The following is a 15776-nucleotide window of genomic DNA, read 5'->3' as shown; positions in this document are numbered from 1 at the left end:
CTCCACGCAGCTACAGGGGCGGGTATTTTTTGCATAAAAAAATCACCGGATCAAACGTTTTCACATTCGATCCGGTGCTCATGATATACCTTATGTTTTCAGATGTTCCTATACAATACCCTGTGCAGTCATAGCATCTGCAACCTTCAAGAAGCCTGCGATGTTAGCACCTGCTACATAGTTACCTTCCATGCCGTACTTCTTGGCTGCATCATCCAGATTGTGGAAGATATTAACCATGATGGTCTTCAGCTTTGCATCAACCTCTTCGAAGGTCCAGGAAAGTCTCTCACTGTTCTGGCTCATCTCCAGAGCGGAGGTAGCAACACCACCTGCATTGGATGCTTTGCCGGGGCAGAACAGAACGCCGTTCTTCTGGAAGTACTCGGTAGCTTCCATGGTGGTAGGCATGTTAGCGCCCTCTGCTACAGCGAATACGCCATTAGCTACCAGCTGCTTTGCATCCTCCAGATCCAGTTCGTTCTGGGTTGCACAGGGAAGAGCTACATCACACTTAACAGTCCATACACCGTGCTCACCGTTCTTCTTCTCATGATACTGTGCACTGGGTCTTGCAGCAGCATACTCGGTCAGTCTTGCACGCTTTACTTCCTTTACTTCCTGCAACAGTGCTACATCGATTCCTTCGGGATCATAAATCCAGCCGGTGGAATCGGAACAGGTAACTACCTTGGCACCTAACTGCTCTGCTTTCTGGATAGCGTAGATTGCTACGTTACCGGCACCGGATACAGCCACGGTCTTGCCTGCGATATCCTTGCCATTGCACTTTAACATCTCCTCGGTCAGATACAACAGGCCATAACCGGTTGCTTCGGTTCTTGCCAGGGATCCGCCATAGCTTAAGCCCTTACCGGTCAGAACACCTTCATACAGGCCGGTCAGTCTCTTGTACTGTCCGTACATATAACCGATTTCTCTTGCGCCGGTACCGATATCACCTGCAGGAACATCGGTATCTGCTCCGATATATTTGTAAAGTTCTGTGATGAAGCTCTGGCAGAAAGCCATGATCTCTCTGTCGGATTTACCCTTGGGATCAAAATCGGAACCACCCTTACCACCGCCGATAGGCAAGCCGGTCAGAGAGTTCTTGAAAATCTGCTCGAAACCAAGGAACTTGATGATACCTAAGTTAACGGAAGGATGTAAACGTAAGCCTCCCTTGTAAGGTCCGATTGCGGAGTTGAACTGTACACGGAAACCGTTGTTTACCTGTACCTGACCCTTATCATCCACCCAGGGTACACGAAACAGGATCTGTCTCTCGGGAGTTACCAGTCTCTCCAGCAGAGCATCCTTACGATATTTTTCCTCGTTTGCCTCGATCACCACGCGAAGAGATTCCAGAACCTCTTTGACTGCCTGGTGGAACTCGGGCTGTGCAGGATTCTTTGCGACTACCAAATCAAATACTTCATCAACATATGACATTTGAATGTCCTCCTTCAATTGGTATACAGATTCATGACAACCTGGTTGCCATATGCTTTATTATAAAACGACTTTTTTAATTGTACAATAAACTTTATTTCACTAAATCGTAAAAGTTTTTGGCCATTTTCTATAAAAATTGCACAAAAAGGTATGCAAGTATACAATTTGTGCGTTATGATGTACGTTAAATTGCCGAAAGCGGTCGTTTCGTATGCTATAGATATTCTTTCAGAGTCCGGATGTTGGCATTCTCCATCTCGATCAGTTCCTTCGCCAGACTGCGGCAGGGGCTTCCGGCAAACTCTTCATTGTGTGCCAACACCTTCTCCATCTCCAGCACACCGTTATTACTGCCCTTGATGATCATTTCTGCGATATGACTTGTGCTGGTGTTGAGCAGGGTGTTATAACCGATTCCAAAGCGCAGCATCATGTTCTCCATGGCATTCTCCCGGTAGGTCTGGGCCTTGCCCTCCACCAGATTCTGCACTGCCCTGTCATGCAGCCTGGAGTACTGTAATTCCTGTTCCGCCACCACGGCTGCCAGCCTGTCGTCGTAGATTTTGTCCGTAACGGCATCCAGGGCCTTCATGGCCATTTCCGTGTTACGCTGGATCTCCCGGTAGATGTTGATCTCCTGTTTCTTCAGATTGTGATTTCCTGTTTTATTCATAGAAAAGCTCCTTACCGTTTTTGGTAAGAAGCTTTCCCTGAATTTTCTTATTTTATTCCAAGCCCGCAGTGCACCGCTCAAAAATGCTTCGCATTTCTTCGCTGTCGGGCATTCGCCCTATCATTCGCCGCGCAATACGAATTGCTCCGCTGCCTTCGCCGCTCTCGCAATTCTACCTACATTCGGATTCCGCTGATTTGCTTCCGCAAATTGCTTCTTCCTCATTCCGCAGTGTACAGCTCAAAAAAGCTTCGCGTTTCTTCGCTGTCGGGCATTCGCCCTATCAAAAAAGAATCATCAAAAATCCTGCCTGCAAGCAGTCAGATTTTTGCCGCTTCATTTTTTGGCACTGCTCATTATTGTACATATTCACTCTTGACGTATCCGATCTGGCCATTGTACCTGATCTTGCTCCAGTCGCCTTCTGTGCCGACCAGTTCCGCGGAATCGCCACCGGAAAGAACTCCCAGACGATCTGCAGTCTCACTGGCGGATGCACGTACATTGATATTGGTGGTAGCGGTCACGGTTCCGATGGTCTCGGCACCGGCTGCGCTCTCTGCCAGCTGCAGGAACTCTGTCTTGATATAGCCTTCCTTACCTTCATAATCTACCTTGGTCCAACCGTTGGCGCGCTGCTCCAGTACCTGAAGCTTCGTACCTCCTGCCACTTTACCCAGCTTATCCGCCTGCTCACTGTCGGAGCTTCTGACATTTACGGTAGTAGTTGTCGTCACATACTGCGGTCCCTGCTCTTCTGCGGGCTGCTCTGTGCCTTCGGCAGAAGTATCCTGACCGTCTGCCGCCTGATCACCGCCTTCCGCAGAGGTATCTGTATTCTGATCTCCGGCTACCTGATTGGCCAGCTTCTCTCCTACGGCAATGCTTACCTGAGAATCCAGCTCACTGATATACTGCAATACTTCCGGATGATCTACCATCAGTTCATTGTATTCCACTGTGATCTTGTTGTTAAATTCCACAACATCATCCTGCGTGCTTAACGTCTTGATATAATCGTTGACTTCCTCACTGTTCTCGCCGCGCTTGATATACATTTCTCCCTGATCATTGGTGCAGATATAAAGTGCCTGATAACCGGGCACCTCTTCCTCATGACCCACAAATGCAATCTTGTAATATACATAAGCGATCACCGAACCCTCTTCCGGGCCGGTCTTGGTATAGATCTCCAAAGTCGGATAATAATCAATATACTGTGCCAGTTCCAGATAACGATACATGTCTTTGTCGGAGATCTCATCACAAACGGAACGTAACGTTGTCTCATCACCGGTCGCCATGGCATTATAATAAGTAGCTACCAGAGTATATACCGCACCTTCCTCATTTGCTACCAAAGGTACATCCTCTGTTGTCGGTTCCGTAGCAATCTCACTGGACACTGCCGCTGCGCTCTCTGCGTTCTGCTGCTCCTCACGGTGACGGTTGTTCATACTCAGGCTTACGGATACGGTGACTGCCACTGCCACAACAACGACAGCCGGCAAAACTACTTTACTATGCTTTATGATATAGTTTCCAAGAAAATGTAATTTTTCTTTCCACATATTGCGTCCTTTCCAAATTCTGAAAAAAAGTTCTTTAATCGCAAAAAGCCGCAAGCGGCTTCTCTCATCTCTCTCCCTATAATCAAGGTGATGTAAATGCATCCGACAGGAATCGAACCTGCATTAAAGGCGTCGGAGGCCTCCGTTCTATCCATTAGACTACGGATGCAAATATTACAAATTTGTTACATCACCTCGACTATAATATCATAAAACACTACATATGTCCAGTTTAAATTGTTGGAATTATTTAGTTTTTTTCAAACATAATATTCACTCCGGTATTCTACACTATCCTTACTTCCCTCTCCCGGCTGCAATACAGATATAAATGGTCCGACAGAACTTCCTCCGGCGGCAGCTCCGTCCGGTTCACTTCTGCGATCATTTTCTTCAGTTCTTCCCTGTCCTGTTCCCGTTCCCTGGGAACCAGCAGGAATTCATGAACAGAACTGGGGATCATGTAATAATCGCCGCCGATACGCTCTGCCAGCTGCTCCAGCATCCCGGGATACAGGATGCTGCAGGCACCGTAAGTCTTGCGGGAATTCGTCAGGATCATCATGGATACCTTCCTCAAAAATTCCCTCCGGACTTCCTCCGGAAGTTCCTGCAGTGCGTCTCCCAGCACATCCTCCATGGGAATGGTCTCACCGGGAAACAGTCTGGGGGTATTTTTCACTGCAATCTCCAGCAGATCCCTGTCTGTCACCTTCCAGTTGTCCAGATGGGATCTGTAGATGGGGATCATACCGTTGTCCACTCCTGCTTCGTCAAACGCATAGTAGAAGCAGATTGCCAGATCAAGTATCGGAATATACGGCACTTTTTCCAGCTGCTCCCGGTTCTTCTCCCGGTTCACCAGCCGGAAGCACAGTTTCTCCTTTACCTTCTCAAAATCCTGAAAAAAGGAAACATCGATCTTCCGGCCGATTCCGTCCTCCTTATAGATACTGATGATCTTCTTAATAATATCTGCAAAGGTCACGCCACCCTCATAAGCTTCCCAGAAGGAATTAAGATAAATCGTAGGTGTCACATTGTCCTGTCCCTTACGGATCATCAGTCCCTGAAGCAGCACTCCGTTATTCTTCTGCACTTCCCGCAGTTCCACTGTATACTCCTGTCCCAACACTTCGCTGACAGCCTTCTGTACCTTTACTTTAAATGTAGAAATCTCCATAGAATACCTCCATGCCTCTCCGAAGCAGGCTCCCCTCCTGCTTTTTCCCATGTGGTATTTCCGGTGTAAAAATGTAGAAAATAACAAAAGCAATAAGCCATCCCGAAACAGGATAACTTATTGCCTTACAGGTTCTCTTATCGGATATTGCTCAGAACAGTGGTAGTCTCAACAATTATGCACGAGACAGATATTCACCGGTTCTGGTATCGATCTTGATCTTGTCGCCCTGGTTAACGAACAGAGGTACTGCAACAGTAGCTCCGGTCTCAACGGTAGCAGGCTTGCTGGCACCGGTAGCGGTATCACCCTTGAATCCGGGCTCGGTCTCAGTGATCTCCAGTTCTACAAACAGAGGAGGCTCCACGGAGAATACGCTGCCATTGTGGGAGCAGATCTTGCACATCTCGTTCTCTTTTACGAACTTCAGTGCATCGCCTACAGTCTCAGAGTTCAGTGCAACCTGATCGTAAGTCTCGGTATCCATGAAGTAGTACAGATCGCCATCTTCATACAGATACTGCATATCCTTTCTATCAATACGCGCCTGAGGGCACTTCTCAGTAGGACGGAAAGTCTTCTCGACAACACCGCCACTCTTGATGTTCTTCAGCTTGGTTCTTACGAAAGCTGCGCCCTTTCCCGGCTTAACATGCTGGAATTCGATAATCTGGTAAACATTGTTATCATACTCAATGGTAATACCATTTCTGAAATCACCTGCAGAAATCATAATGTATTCCTCCTAAATATTTTCACGTCATAATTCTTTAACATTTTAATATAAAAACATGCACATTTCAACTACTTTTGAAAAATTTTTTCAAATTTCTCGGGAAACTACTGCCTGTTCTCCCGCAGGAAATCGATAGCCTGCAGATAACCGTCCAGTCCCTGTCCGTAAATCTGCCTGTTACATACCGGTGCTGTCACAGAAATCTTGCGGAACTCTTCTCTGCTCGTAATATCGGAAATATGAATCTCCACCTTGGGAATATCCACGCTTGCCAGAGCATCCCGGATGGCATAGCTGTAATGGGTGTAGGCACCGGGGTTGATCACGATCCCCTCCGTTCCGTCAGAATATGCCTCCTGGATCCTGTCGATGATGGCTCCTTCATGGTTGCTCTGGAACACCTGGATCTCCTCTCCGGTTTCTTTTGCTTTTTTGTCGATCAGATCCAGTAAATACTGATAGTCCTGTGTTCCGTAGATCTTTTTCTCACGGATTCCCAGAAAATTCAGATTCGGTCCGTTGATCACCAGAATTTTCATCTTTTTTCTCTCCTTTTTTCTCTGTATGTCTTTCTGCTTCCGTAACTGCAGCTGTAACTCTTCCGCCAGTTCATCGGAATGCCTGTTATCCACATCCAGTATAATGTCCGCACATTCCGCATAGATTTTGTCCCGGATCTCCAGCAGTTCCCGGATCCTTGTCAGAGGATCCTCACACTGCAGCAGGGGCCTTGTAGTGTCATTTTTCAGCCGCTCGTAGACCACTTCCGGCGACACTCGCAGATATACCACTGTTCCACACTGATGCAGCAGGGGCCGGTTCACCGGATTGACCGGAGTGCCTCCTCCCACAGACAGGATACGTTCGTATTTCTGTTCCCCGCATTTTCGCAGCAGTTCCGTCTCCAGTTCCCGGAAATAGGATTCACCGTCATCCGCAAAGATCTGTGTGATGCTCCTGCCCTCCTGTCTCTCGATCAGCTTGTCCGTGTCTTCTACCGGCATCCGTAGCAGATAGGACAGTTTCAGTCCCAGTGTTGTCTTCCCCGATCCCATAAAGCCGATCAGGACGATATTCCTTCGTTTGTGTTTCATTTTTTTATTTTCCGTCCTCTGTCTTTTTTGCTTTCTGCATCCGTTCATAGACTTTGTCTGCAAGCCAGGGTTCCACCTGGCAGCCTGTCCACAATTCAAAAGCAATGATTCCCTGATAGAGAAGCATCTTCGCACCATTATAGGCTTCACCACCCTGTGCCTCCACCAGTTCCATAAACCGGGTCTTCGGTGGATTGAAGATCAGATCATATCCGGTGTGTACTCTCTTATAAAATGTGGGATCCTCGATCACCGCCGCATCACAGTCCGGATACATACCCACACTGGTGGCCTGTATTGCCAGATAGCGTTCTCCTTCCGGCAGCGTATCATACGCATCTATAGACAGGGCTTTTGCAAATTTCCGTTTTTTTCCGATGAGGTGATTCACCTCGTCCGCTATGCTCTGTGCCTTTTCCACCGTACGGTTCAGGATAATGGCCTCTTTCGCCCCCTTATCCAACAGCATCATGGCTACCGCTCTGGCTACTCCTCCGGCTCCCAGGATCAGCACTTTCTGTCCCTTGACTTTGACGCCGTCCTCGCACATGGCCCGGTACAATCCCGGCATATCGGTATTGTAGCCTTTATAGCCCTTTTCCGTGCGGACCAGCGTATTTACAGCACCGATATTTGATGCCAGCGGATCTATGTCATCCAGGTACGGGATCACATCGCTTTTATAGGGAACCGTTACATTTATTCCTAGCAGATTCAGTGCAAAAGCACCCTTCACGGCATCCTCCAGTCTTCCGGTCTCCACATGGAACGGGACATAGGCCAGATTTTTCCCAAGCACCATGGACAGGGTATTGTGGATCACCGGAGACAGGGTGTGCTCCACCGGGTTTCCGATCAGTCCGCAGGTTCTGGTATAGCCATTGATATCATTCAGCATTTTGATTTCCTTTCCGACGCTTTTCTCTATGGTAGAAAAACAGTACGATCTTTTCCAGATATCTCTTGAGTACGATCTGAATCTCTTCTTTCGGATGAATGGGTTTCGTCAGATAAGTCATGATCCCGCATTTCTTAGCCCCCCACACATCGGTGAACAGCTGATCCCCCACAAAAAGTGTGGTATCCGCCCCGGTATGCATCTGTTCCATAGCCCGCAGATAACCTTCTCTTCCGGGTTTCCCGGCCTTATAGATATAGGAAGCACCTACTGCATCCGCAAAACTTTTTACGCGGGGCTCCTTGTTGTTCGATAACAGCAGTGTCTGAAATCCCAGTTCCCGCAATCTGCCGAAGAACTCTGTTGCCTGCGGTGTTGCCGGTGCCCCGTGCGGTACGAGTGTATTGTCAATATCAAAAATGATTCCGCGATACCCCTGTTCATATAATGTTCTGTAATCTATGCCATAGGCGGAATCCGCCTCATAATCCGGGTAAAACTGATGCAACATCTGTCTCGCCTTTCGTCTGTTTTATAATGTAATCAGTATTCTCCTCTAGGGAAAATGCCTGAAAATATGCTTCTTCCAACGGAATCCACAGCTGCAGGAAGTCCTGTAGTATGTCCTCTCCGTTCCTCGTGCGGATCCGCTCCGTCTGCGTCTCATGGTCTATATCCAGAAATACTTTCCGGTCCATGTATTCTCCCAGTACCGGATGGCAGCTGTAAGCGCCTTCCACGAATACAAAACCGTTATTTTGTACCGGGAGCCAGTCTCCCGGTGCCATGCGGGAACAGTCAAATCTCTGATAGGAAAATGCTTGTCCCGATGCAAGCTTCGGTATGACTTCCGTCAAAAATCGTTCATAGTGCACATTTCCGCCGGGCTCGCTTCTGCGCTCCTGCGTCCGAAGTGCAGGTGGCAGAAAAAAATCATCCATATGGATCACATCTCCGCCCAGTTCTTTTGCAAGTCTGGCAGCCAGTGTTGTCTTCCCGGCGGCGCATCTGCCGTCAATGGCAATAATGCGCATTCCGGTGGGAAGCACACGCAATTCCTCTGTCAGCTCAGAAACAGTTCTCAGCGATCTCATCCACAGCCTCCGCAATGTATTCTCCCAGGCGTCTGCTCTCGACTCCCACGATAGTGGCATGGCATTTACTCATGGGGATCAGGATCAGTTTTGCATCATTCGAAGCTACCGCTGCTGCCATGGTGGGGGTGATCTCACCTAACATGGCATCCGCCATGACGATTCCCACCGGTCCTACGATCACGTCTGCTCTCTTACTGTTATATACCACGGCATTCTCCCCGGTGGCACCACTTGTCACGCCGCTCTTCATCATATTCGCCGTAGCTGTGGCGTTGGTTCCCACTGCGATCAGTTCCGCCTCCGGAAACCGTTCCTTCAGAGCCTCCAGCAGGCTTCTGCCTACGCCTCCGCCCTGGCCGTCCATTACCATAATACGCATAACTTTACTCCTGCCAAAAATAATACATACATGTTCCATGATAGCATGGCAAATGCTTTTTTGCAATTTATCTTGACAAAAAAATGCCCACCCTTTATTATGTATTATGCTTCAGGAAGGAGCTTAACGCCAGAAGGCATATTTATCCCAGAAGGGAAAAGTGTGCCGTTCTGGCTTTTTTGTTACTGTTCAGGTTTCTCCGTCTCGGAGAGGCTTTTTGCGAATGGAGACTCTGAACAGTTATATCTTATCAGGAGGTTTTCCATGAAAAAATTAACTGTTTTAAACAAAAGCATCCTCACTGCTCTGTGTATTGCCTTATGTGTGGTTCTGCCCATGACTCTGCACGCCATTCCCAAGGGCGGTGTCCTGTTCTCCCCCATGCATCTGCCCGTGCTTCTGTGCGGTCTGGTCTGTGGAGCACCTTTCGGTCTGGTCTGCGGCATTCTCGGACCTCTGGTATCCAGTCTGCTTACCGGTATGCCCGTTTTCGGATATATGCCTGTCATGATGATCGAGCTGGGGCTCTATGGTCTGATCAGCGGTCTGGTCATGCAGTTTCTTCGCAGCGGTAAACTGGTTGTTGATCTGTATGCAGCTCTGGTCATTGCCATGCTGGGCGGCCGTGTGATCACCGGTATCCTGCGCGCACTGATCTTTGCAGGCGGTTCCTACAGCTGGTCTGCCTGGGCTACCGGATATTTCGTATCCTGCCTCCCCGGTATCATTATCCAGCTGATTCTGATCCCCATCATCTATGTTGCACTGGAACGCGCTCATCTCCTGCCGGTTCGTTACGCTGCTGTTTCTGCTGCCGCAGAGACCGAAGCTGCATAAATCCATACACCCTCGAGCCGGCCGGCTCATCGCATCACAGCAAAATGGCTCCTCTGTCTTACGACAGGAGAGCCATTTTTTGTCTGTAGATCCGTATGAAATAGAGGATTTCCGCCACTGCGGTGATACTCCATGAAAAGACATATAGCAGATACAGGGACGGTATCGTATGGAAATAGGCAAATATGGTGTAAACCCAGATTACACGGAACACGCAGGAGCCCATGATGACAATGAACATAGGTATAATGCTCTTGCCCATGGCTCTGGCCGCCGCAATGGTACAGTCCATAAATGCCGAAATACAATACGAAAATCCCATGATTGTCAGACGGTACATACCGGCATTCATAACTGCCGCATCTCTGGTAAACAGGGACAAAAACGCTCTTCCGAAAAATACCAGTGACACTCCCAGGATCAGACCGATGCCGAAGGAATATGCCAGGCTGATGAGGTAACTGTTCCGCACCCTTTTCTTCTTGCCCGCACCGTAATTCTGTCCCATAAAGCTGCCGCAGGCGGTATAGAATGCCGCCATGACATCGTATACCATGGCATCTGCATTGGTGGCTGCGGAATTGCCTGCCACCATGGTGGCATCAAAGGAATTCACACCCATCTGCACAAAGCTGTTGGCAAACTGGAAAATTACGTTCTGCAATCCGGAGGGCATTCCCAGCTTCAGGATATCCTTCGTAAGTTCCGGATCCAACCGCAGCTTTCCCGGATGCAGGGCATAAATGTCTTTGCAGCGACGCAGTGCCTGCAGGATTAATGCTGCAGATACATACTGGGAAATGATACTGGCCAATGCCACTCCTGCCACATCCATATGACAGACGATCACAAAAAACAGGTTCAGAATAATATTCAGCACTCCGGAAAAACCAAGATAATACAGAGGCTTCTTCGTATTCCCCACTGCGCTGTACACCGCATTACCAAAGTTGTAAATGGCCAGCGCCGGCATTCCCAGATAATAGATCCGCAGGTACAATACTGCTTTGTCCAAAAGTTCCTCTCTGGTCTTCAGCATTGTCAGCATCCACTCCGATAAGCCGACTCCCAGTACCAGTAACAGCACTCCCATGATCAGGCTGACCAGTGCGGCGGAATGAATCGTCTTCGACAGACTGTCCTTATCCTTCGCTCCGTAATATAACGCTGTCAGCACATTGATACCGCCGGACAGACCAATGAGGAATCCGGTAAACATGGTGACCAGTGTGGCTGTGGACCCTACCGCTCCCAGCGACAGGGAACCGGCGAACTGACCGATCACCGCAATATCCGCCATGTTGAAAAGCACTTGTAACAGATTGGACAGCATTAACGGCACGCTGAAGATCAGTATTTTCTTTCCTAAGGATCCTTCCGTCAGATCCTGCATGTTCTGTTTCATTTTCAATCCTATCCTTTTATCTTCTTCTCATATTTGTATCTCTGTTATTACTCTTCCCATCAGCATCCACTCTGACGAAAAGAACGGTCAAAGAGTTTTTTGCTCCTTGACCGTTCCTTATTCTAGCATATCTTATCTTTCTTTTCTACCGGAAAATCAATTTTTTTGACAACTTATGCTGCCTCTTTTTCTGAATTTTTCCCGGCACCGAACAGCTTGCGGATGCAGCTGTAAGCAACCATAACTCCCAGTACCATAAGCAGTATGGCTACGATCAGCTGTAAGCCGTCTACCAGGAAGGTTGCCTGTCCGGCTGCCACATTTTTCACCAGGGCAACTGTCTTCTGGATCAATGCAGTAAAGGTTACGACCAGCATCATTCCCATAGGGAAGTACAGTGTCCAGCCGGTACGACCGGTAGTCTTTAAGAATACGGCCAGAGCGATCAATACCAGTGCTGCCAGCAGCTGGTTCGCAGAACCGAACAGCGGCCATACATTGTTGTATCCGCCAAGAGTCAGCAGATAACCGAAAAACAAAGTGATCACAGTTGCAAAATACTTATTGGTCAGAACTCTCTGCACGGGAGTCATCTTTGCGGTATCTGTGGTGTCTCCCAGGAACAGCTCCTGGAAGGACATACGCCCGATTCTTGCTACGGAATCCAGAGAAGTCAGTGCCAATGCAGATACACACATGGTCATGAATACAGTTGCTACGGTTACGGGAACCCCCATCTTCTCCAGGAATCCTGCGACACCGGAGGAGAAAATGGAGAACGGTGTACCATCGGGCTTCGTGCCATTGACTGCAACTGCACCGACAACTACCAGTGCAACCACACCCAGCAGACTCTCTACGATCATGGCACCATAACCTACCATGGGCATATCTTTTTCATTGCTGATGGTCTTGGATGAAGTACCGGAGGATACCAGGCTGTGGAAGCCGGATACCGCACCGCAGGCGATGGTGACGAACAGAGTCGGGAACAGGCTGCTGTTACCTACCTGAAAACCGTTAAATGCATTCAGCTCCATATCGGGATGAGCCACAACCACACCAAGTACGGCACCGATGATCATACCCAGCAGCATAAAGGTGGTCATGTAATCTCTGGGCTGCATCAGAAGCCACATGGGCATTACGGATGCAAGGAACAGGTATGCCATGATGATGTAGATCCATGCAGTCTTGGAAGCATAGATGGGAAGATGCATACCTACAGCGAACATTACTACCAACAGACCGATGGCTACGACTGCCTTGACCCACTCATTCATCTTGCCGACCTTTTTCTGGATCAGACCGAAGATCACTGCTACAACGATGAACAACATGGAAATGGATGCCGCACTGCCGTTGGCATATGCCACACTGGCATCTTCCAGTCCGGTACCTACGAAGGTACCTGCCACCATATCGGTAAATGCCGCAATGACTAACAGAGTGAACAGCCAGCAGAACAGCATGAACAACTTTCTGCCGGTCTTACCAATGTATTTTTCAATGATCATTCCCATGGATTTTCCTTCGTTCTTCACGGAGGCATACAGCGCACCGAAATCCTGTACGGCACCGAAGAACAGACCGCCGATCAGAAGCCACAGGAGCACGGGAACCCATCCGAATACCGATGCGAGGATGGGACCCGTCACAGGACCTGCTCCGGCGATAGAGGAAAACTGATGAGAAAATACAGTGAATTTGGAGGAAGGTACAAAGTCCTCTCCGTCTTCATGGGTAAAAGCAGGCGTCTTCGCCTTCTCATCAATTCCCCACTTTTTGGCAAGCCATCTTCCGTAGAAGACATAGCCTGCTGCCAGCACTACCATTGCGATCAGAATGATTACCAAACTGTTCATTTTTGTTTCCTTCTTTCTTGTGTCTTGTTGTTTTGTCGTGACAGAAAGAAAAATTCTGATTGCCCGTAAAACAAAAAAGCTTTCCGTCTCCAGTGCTTTATAAGCACTCAAAGACGAAAAGCTCTAAGCTCTCCGCGTTACCACTTTGCTTGCCGTATATCTTATACGACCTCTTTTTCCCATCTCCATGAAACACAAATATCTCATTTCCAACAGGCTTCTAAATAACGGTAGAATACCGGTGACACCTACTTAACTGCTTCAGTGTACTTCTCACAGAGGATAGTCTGCCATACTCACATGCCGTCTCACACCAGCCGTCGGCTCTCTGAAATGCTTCCGTATGCAGATCTTGTTCTGCTCATCGAATTTCACTTTCTGTTCGATAGCAAAGATACCACTCTGATTTTATAATGTCAATAGTTTTCTTTTAATTTTTTATTGATCTATTTTATCATTTTCCCTTTTTATCCGCGATCAGAGGTTTGATAGCGGAATAAATCTCGCTGGTACGTTTGCTGTCCTTGAACTCTTTGTTCAGGGCATTGTTGATTCCCTGTTTGGTCTTGTACTGGCGGATGAATTTTACCACCTGAGGGACGATGGTCTGGTCGGAAAGCACCTTTTCCACTGCCTGGGCCAGTTCATCCGGTTCTTCTGCTGCCTTCTTCTCTGAAGCCTTCTTATCAACAGTTTTCTCCGTCGTTTTCTTTTCTGTCATATTTGCAGTATTCTTCTTCCGGGTATTTCCGCTCTTTTTCCTTACCGTTTTTTTCACGGGTTCCACAGGCACAGGTTCCAGTATCTCAGGCAACGGTTCTTCCAGGATCTGCACGCTCACAAATGCTGGCTCTGCAATCTCCTCTGCATCCACTTCCGCCTTCGGTTCCTCCGTCATTACCGCTGTTGCGTTCTCTGTCTCCTGTTCTGTGATTTCCACTGCCATCGGCTCTGCAGCTTCCACCGACAGAGCCTGCACGCTCTCCTGTTCCACGCTTCCCGTTATTTCCTCCGCATTTTCTTCGGCCGCAGGATTCTGTTCCGCTGTCGGGTTCTTTCCCCACAGAAGATTGCGGGTGATCCGCACGGGAACTCCCTGTGCTTTCCAGTATACCATCAGACTGGTGAATCCATTGTCCTTGGTCACGATAAAGTAATCCGGGTGTATTCCTTCCCTCTGCTGCTCACAGATCAGGTAACCGAGATACGTTGCCAGCTGGAAATCCAGTGCATTCTTGGTACCCACTGCTACCTTGTGGTAAATGATCTGTGCTTTCGTCTCATTCAACTTCCGATGCAGGTCAAAAGTCATGCTGTCCGCATTGTCACTGTAGAAAATGCAGACGGTATCCTCCTCCGCCAGCAGTTCCACTCCCTCCATGCCTCGGCTCTTTACATTTTCAAAATCAATCAGATAATAGGCCATTATTTCTCCTCCCCATTTGTTGTATCAATTTCTTCCGCTTTACCAGTCTCTTCCGGTGTCCCCTGCTCCGGTTCCGCAGGTGCATCCTTCTGTTCCACAGTCTCTACAGGCTCTGTGTTTTCTACCGGTCCGGTTGTCTCCGGCGTCCCGGACTCCTCTGCACCTGCCTGCGGCTTTTCCTCCGTCACGGCTTCCGGCTCTTTTGGGATGCCTGTCTCCGTTCTGCTCTCCTCTGTGGCTTTCTTCTTCGCCGGAAGCTTTTCGCGAATGCTTTCTTTCCAGCCGGTGAGCTTCTCATCCCTCCGGTTCTTCCGTTCCCTTCGCTTTGCTGCCCGTTCCTGTCTGGCCTCTTCCTTAAGTTCCAGTTTTTCCTGTTTTCTGGCCTGTTTTGCCAGTGCCTTTTCTTCCAGTTCCACTTCCTTGACAGCGGCTTTTTCTATATCCCGGATATAGCGGTCCGCCTTTTTGTGGTTCTTACGGTCCAGGCGGTATGGGTCATACACAAAGTACGATACCGCTCCCAGCACCAGAATCACCACACCGGCAATCGTCAGTACCGGTACGACGATCCCATACTCCGTAAATCCCAGTTCAAAACAGACAAATACGATCAGCATGGCCGGAAACAACAGCAGATACAGAATTCTTGTCACCATATCCAACAATGCATGCTGTCTTTTCCCATTGGTCAGAAGTGTTCCCTCAATAGCGGTATAAAATGCCATAAAAATACACAATTCCGAACCGAAGCCATGAAGATATCCGCAGATTCCGGTCAGAATCAGCGACAGAAAAAACATGCCGAACGCCGTTCCCTGATACCAGGCATTGCGGTACTCCGTCATTCCCTGCAGCTTGTCCTCACTGATGCCGTGCATCCGATAGACATCCTTGCGGATCAGCCGTTCAAATTCTTCGTTATACCGCTGTTCCTCTCTGGTATTGCGCAGGTGGTCTTCCACCGCCTTGCTCATCTGCTCGATATATTCCTGCTCCTTGCGGATCCGTTTGGTTCTGAGCTGCTCCAGCTCATTCTGGCGCCTGACTTCCTCTTCCAGTTTCCGTACCTTTCCGATCCGGGGATTCTTTACCATAATCTCCGGATTCTCCGGAAGCACAGTTGTTTCGTTCTTCTCCTGATTCTCCATTGGGTC

Annotated in this window: 15 protein-coding genes, 1 tRNA gene, 1 pseudogene and 1 other annotated feature; of the genes and pseudogenes, 1 reads left to right on the top strand and 16 read right to left on the bottom strand. The window is 48.6% G+C overall.

Going from position 1 to position 15776, the window contains the following annotated elements; genetic code table 11:
* Nucleotides 1-108: 108 nt before the first annotated feature.
* The 12 genes and pseudogenes from gdhA to DWZ61_RS01400 form a co-directional block, all read right to left on the bottom strand.
* Nucleotides 109-1455, bottom strand: a complete 1347-nt coding sequence (gdhA, locus tag DWZ61_RS01455; RefSeq protein WP_022313315.1) for an NADP-specific glutamate dehydrogenase — start codon at nt 1453-1455, stop codon at nt 109-111.
* 217 nt (nt 1456-1672) lie between these two features.
* Nucleotides 1673-2131, bottom strand: a complete 459-nt coding sequence (locus DWZ61_RS01450) for a hypothetical protein (RefSeq protein ID WP_022313316.1) — start codon at nt 2129-2131, stop codon at nt 1673-1675.
* A gap of 356 nt (nt 2132-2487) precedes the next feature.
* Nucleotides 2488-3702 carry an SH3 domain-containing protein gene (locus DWZ61_RS01445; protein WP_172594757.1) on the bottom strand — a complete coding sequence of 405 codons (1215 nt, stop codon included), beginning with the start codon at nt 3700-3702 and terminating at the stop codon, nt 2488-2490.
* Between the two features lie 97 nt (nt 3703-3799).
* Nucleotides 3800-3871 (bottom strand) — tRNA-Arg (locus DWZ61_RS01440).
* 117 nt (nt 3872-3988) lie between these two features.
* Nucleotides 3989-4885, bottom strand: coding sequence for a DUF5688 family protein (locus DWZ61_RS01435; protein WP_022311916.1), 897 nt, complete (start codon nt 4883-4885; stop codon nt 3989-3991).
* 175 nt (nt 4886-5060) lie between these two features.
* Entirely contained in the window at nt 5061-5618 is a 558-nt protein-coding gene (gene efp / locus DWZ61_RS01430) for an elongation factor P (RefSeq protein ID WP_022154943.1), read from the bottom strand.
* A gap of 107 nt (nt 5619-5725) precedes the next feature.
* Nucleotides 5726-6160 carry a type II 3-dehydroquinate dehydratase gene (gene aroQ / locus DWZ61_RS01425; protein WP_117464990.1) on the bottom strand — a complete coding sequence of 145 codons (435 nt, stop codon included), beginning with the start codon at nt 6158-6160 and terminating at the stop codon, nt 5726-5728.
* A gap of 108 nt (nt 6161-6268) precedes the next feature.
* A pseudogene (locus tag DWZ61_RS01420) lies at nt 6269-6625 on the bottom strand (shikimate kinase); the annotation flags it as partial.
* A 94-nt stretch (nt 6626-6719) separates the two neighbouring features.
* A complete protein-coding gene (aroE, locus tag DWZ61_RS01415; protein ID WP_118537189.1) occupies nt 6720-7613 on the bottom strand; it encodes a shikimate dehydrogenase in 894 nt (297 codons plus the stop codon).
* On the bottom strand, nt 7603-8124 hold the full coding sequence (locus DWZ61_RS01410) for a YqeG family HAD IIIA-type phosphatase (protein WP_117464898.1): 522 nt from the start codon (nt 8122-8124) through the stop codon (nt 7603-7605). The genes aroE and DWZ61_RS01410 overlap by 11 nt, the downstream gene beginning before the upstream one ends.
* On the bottom strand, nt 8096-8707 hold the full coding sequence (locus DWZ61_RS01405) for a uridine kinase (protein WP_118537188.1): 612 nt from the start codon (nt 8705-8707) through the stop codon (nt 8096-8098). The genes DWZ61_RS01410 and DWZ61_RS01405 overlap by 29 nt, the downstream gene beginning before the upstream one ends.
* Entirely contained in the window at nt 8682-9089 is a 408-nt protein-coding gene (locus tag DWZ61_RS01400) for a DUF3842 family protein (RefSeq protein WP_022311921.1), read from the bottom strand. The genes DWZ61_RS01405 and DWZ61_RS01400 overlap by 26 nt, the downstream gene beginning before the upstream one ends.
* A 264-nt stretch (nt 9090-9353) precedes the next feature.
* Here DWZ61_RS01400 and DWZ61_RS01395 point away from each other — a divergent pair, with 264 nt between their 5' ends.
* Nucleotides 9354-9926 carry an ECF transporter S component gene (locus DWZ61_RS01395; RefSeq protein ID WP_118537187.1) on the top strand — a complete coding sequence of 191 codons (573 nt, stop codon included), beginning with the start codon at nt 9354-9356 and terminating at the stop codon, nt 9924-9926.
* 58 nt (nt 9927-9984) lie between these two features.
* Here DWZ61_RS01395 and DWZ61_RS01390 read toward each other — a convergent pair whose 3' ends face one another.
* From DWZ61_RS01390 to DWZ61_RS01375, 4 genes are all read right to left on the bottom strand, one after another.
* Nucleotides 9985-11331: an MATE family efflux transporter gene (locus tag DWZ61_RS01390; protein ID WP_118537186.1), complete on the bottom strand. Its 1347-nt coding sequence runs from the start codon at nt 11329-11331 to the stop codon at nt 9985-9987.
* A gap of 173 nt (nt 11332-11504) precedes the next feature.
* On the bottom strand, nt 11505-13196 hold the full coding sequence (locus DWZ61_RS01385) for a carbon starvation CstA family protein (RefSeq protein WP_118537250.1): 1692 nt from the start codon (nt 13194-13196) through the stop codon (nt 11505-11507).
* Nucleotides 13197-13302: 106 nt separating this feature from the next.
* Nucleotides 13303-13570 (bottom strand) — a binding site (T-box leader).
* 80 nt (nt 13571-13650) lie between these two features.
* Complete coding sequence (locus tag DWZ61_RS01380) at nt 13651-14622, bottom strand: PIN domain-containing protein (protein WP_118537185.1); 972 nt, start codon at nt 14620-14622, stop codon at nt 13651-13653.
* Complete coding sequence (locus DWZ61_RS01375) at nt 14622-15770, bottom strand: hypothetical protein (protein ID WP_118537184.1); 1149 nt, start codon at nt 15768-15770, stop codon at nt 14622-14624. Before DWZ61_RS01375 ends, DWZ61_RS01380 begins: the two co-directional genes overlap by 1 nt.
* Nucleotides 15771-15776: the final 6 nt, after the last annotated feature.

The organism is Clostridium sp. AF34-10BH, assembly GCF_003478095.1.
Classification (GTDB): Bacteria; Bacillota; Clostridia; order Lachnospirales; family Lachnospiraceae; genus Acetatifactor; species Acetatifactor acetigignens.
The sequence above is the reverse complement of the archived record's forward strand: the minus strand, read 5'-3'. Positions and strand labels throughout refer to the sequence as shown.

Bases quoted from the DNA above. Each gene is read 5' to 3' on its own strand.
- gdhA (WP_022313315.1), bottom strand. From the start codon at position 1,455: ATGTCATATGTTGATGAAGTATTTGATTTGGTAGTCGCAAAGAATCCT.
- DWZ61_RS01450 (WP_022313316.1), bottom strand. From the start codon at position 2,131: ATGAATAAAACAGGAAATCACAATCTGAAGAAACAGGAGATCAACATC.
- DWZ61_RS01445 (WP_172594757.1), bottom strand. From the start codon at position 3,702: ATGTGGAAAGAAAAATTACATTTTCTTGGAAACTATATCATAAAGCAT.
- DWZ61_RS01435 (WP_022311916.1), bottom strand. From the start codon at position 4,885: ATGGAGATTTCTACATTTAAAGTAAAGGTACAGAAGGCTGTCAGCGAA.
- efp (WP_022154943.1), bottom strand. From the start codon at position 5,618: ATGATTTCTGCAGGTGATTTCAGAAATGGTATTACCATTGAGTATGAT.
- aroQ (WP_117464990.1), bottom strand. From the start codon at position 6,160: ATGAAAATTCTGGTGATCAACGGACCGAATCTGAATTTTCTGGGAATC.
- aroE (WP_118537189.1), bottom strand. From the start codon at position 7,613: ATGCTGAATGATATCAATGGCTATACCAGAACCTGCGGACTGATCGGA.
- DWZ61_RS01410 (WP_117464898.1), bottom strand. From the start codon at position 8,124: ATGTTGCATCAGTTTTACCCGGATTATGAGGCGGATTCCGCCTATGGC.
- DWZ61_RS01405 (WP_118537188.1), bottom strand. From the start codon at position 8,707: ATGAGATCGCTGAGAACTGTTTCTGAGCTGACAGAGGAATTGCGTGTG.
- DWZ61_RS01400 (WP_022311921.1), bottom strand. From the start codon at position 9,089: ATGCGTATTATGGTAATGGACGGCCAGGGCGGAGGCGTAGGCAGAAGC.
- DWZ61_RS01395 (WP_118537187.1), top strand. From the start codon at position 9,354: ATGAAAAAATTAACTGTTTTAAACAAAAGCATCCTCACTGCTCTGTGT.
- DWZ61_RS01390 (WP_118537186.1), bottom strand. From the start codon at position 11,331: ATGAAACAGAACATGCAGGATCTGACGGAAGGATCCTTAGGAAAGAAA.
- DWZ61_RS01385 (WP_118537250.1), bottom strand. From the start codon at position 13,196: ATGAACAGTTTGGTAATCATTCTGATCGCAATGGTAGTGCTGGCAGCA.
- DWZ61_RS01380 (WP_118537185.1), bottom strand. From the start codon at position 14,622: ATGGCCTATTATCTGATTGATTTTGAAAATGTAAAGAGCCGAGGCATG.
- DWZ61_RS01375 (WP_118537184.1), bottom strand. From the start codon at position 15,770: ATGGAGAATCAGGAGAAGAACGAAACAACTGTGCTTCCGGAGAATCCG.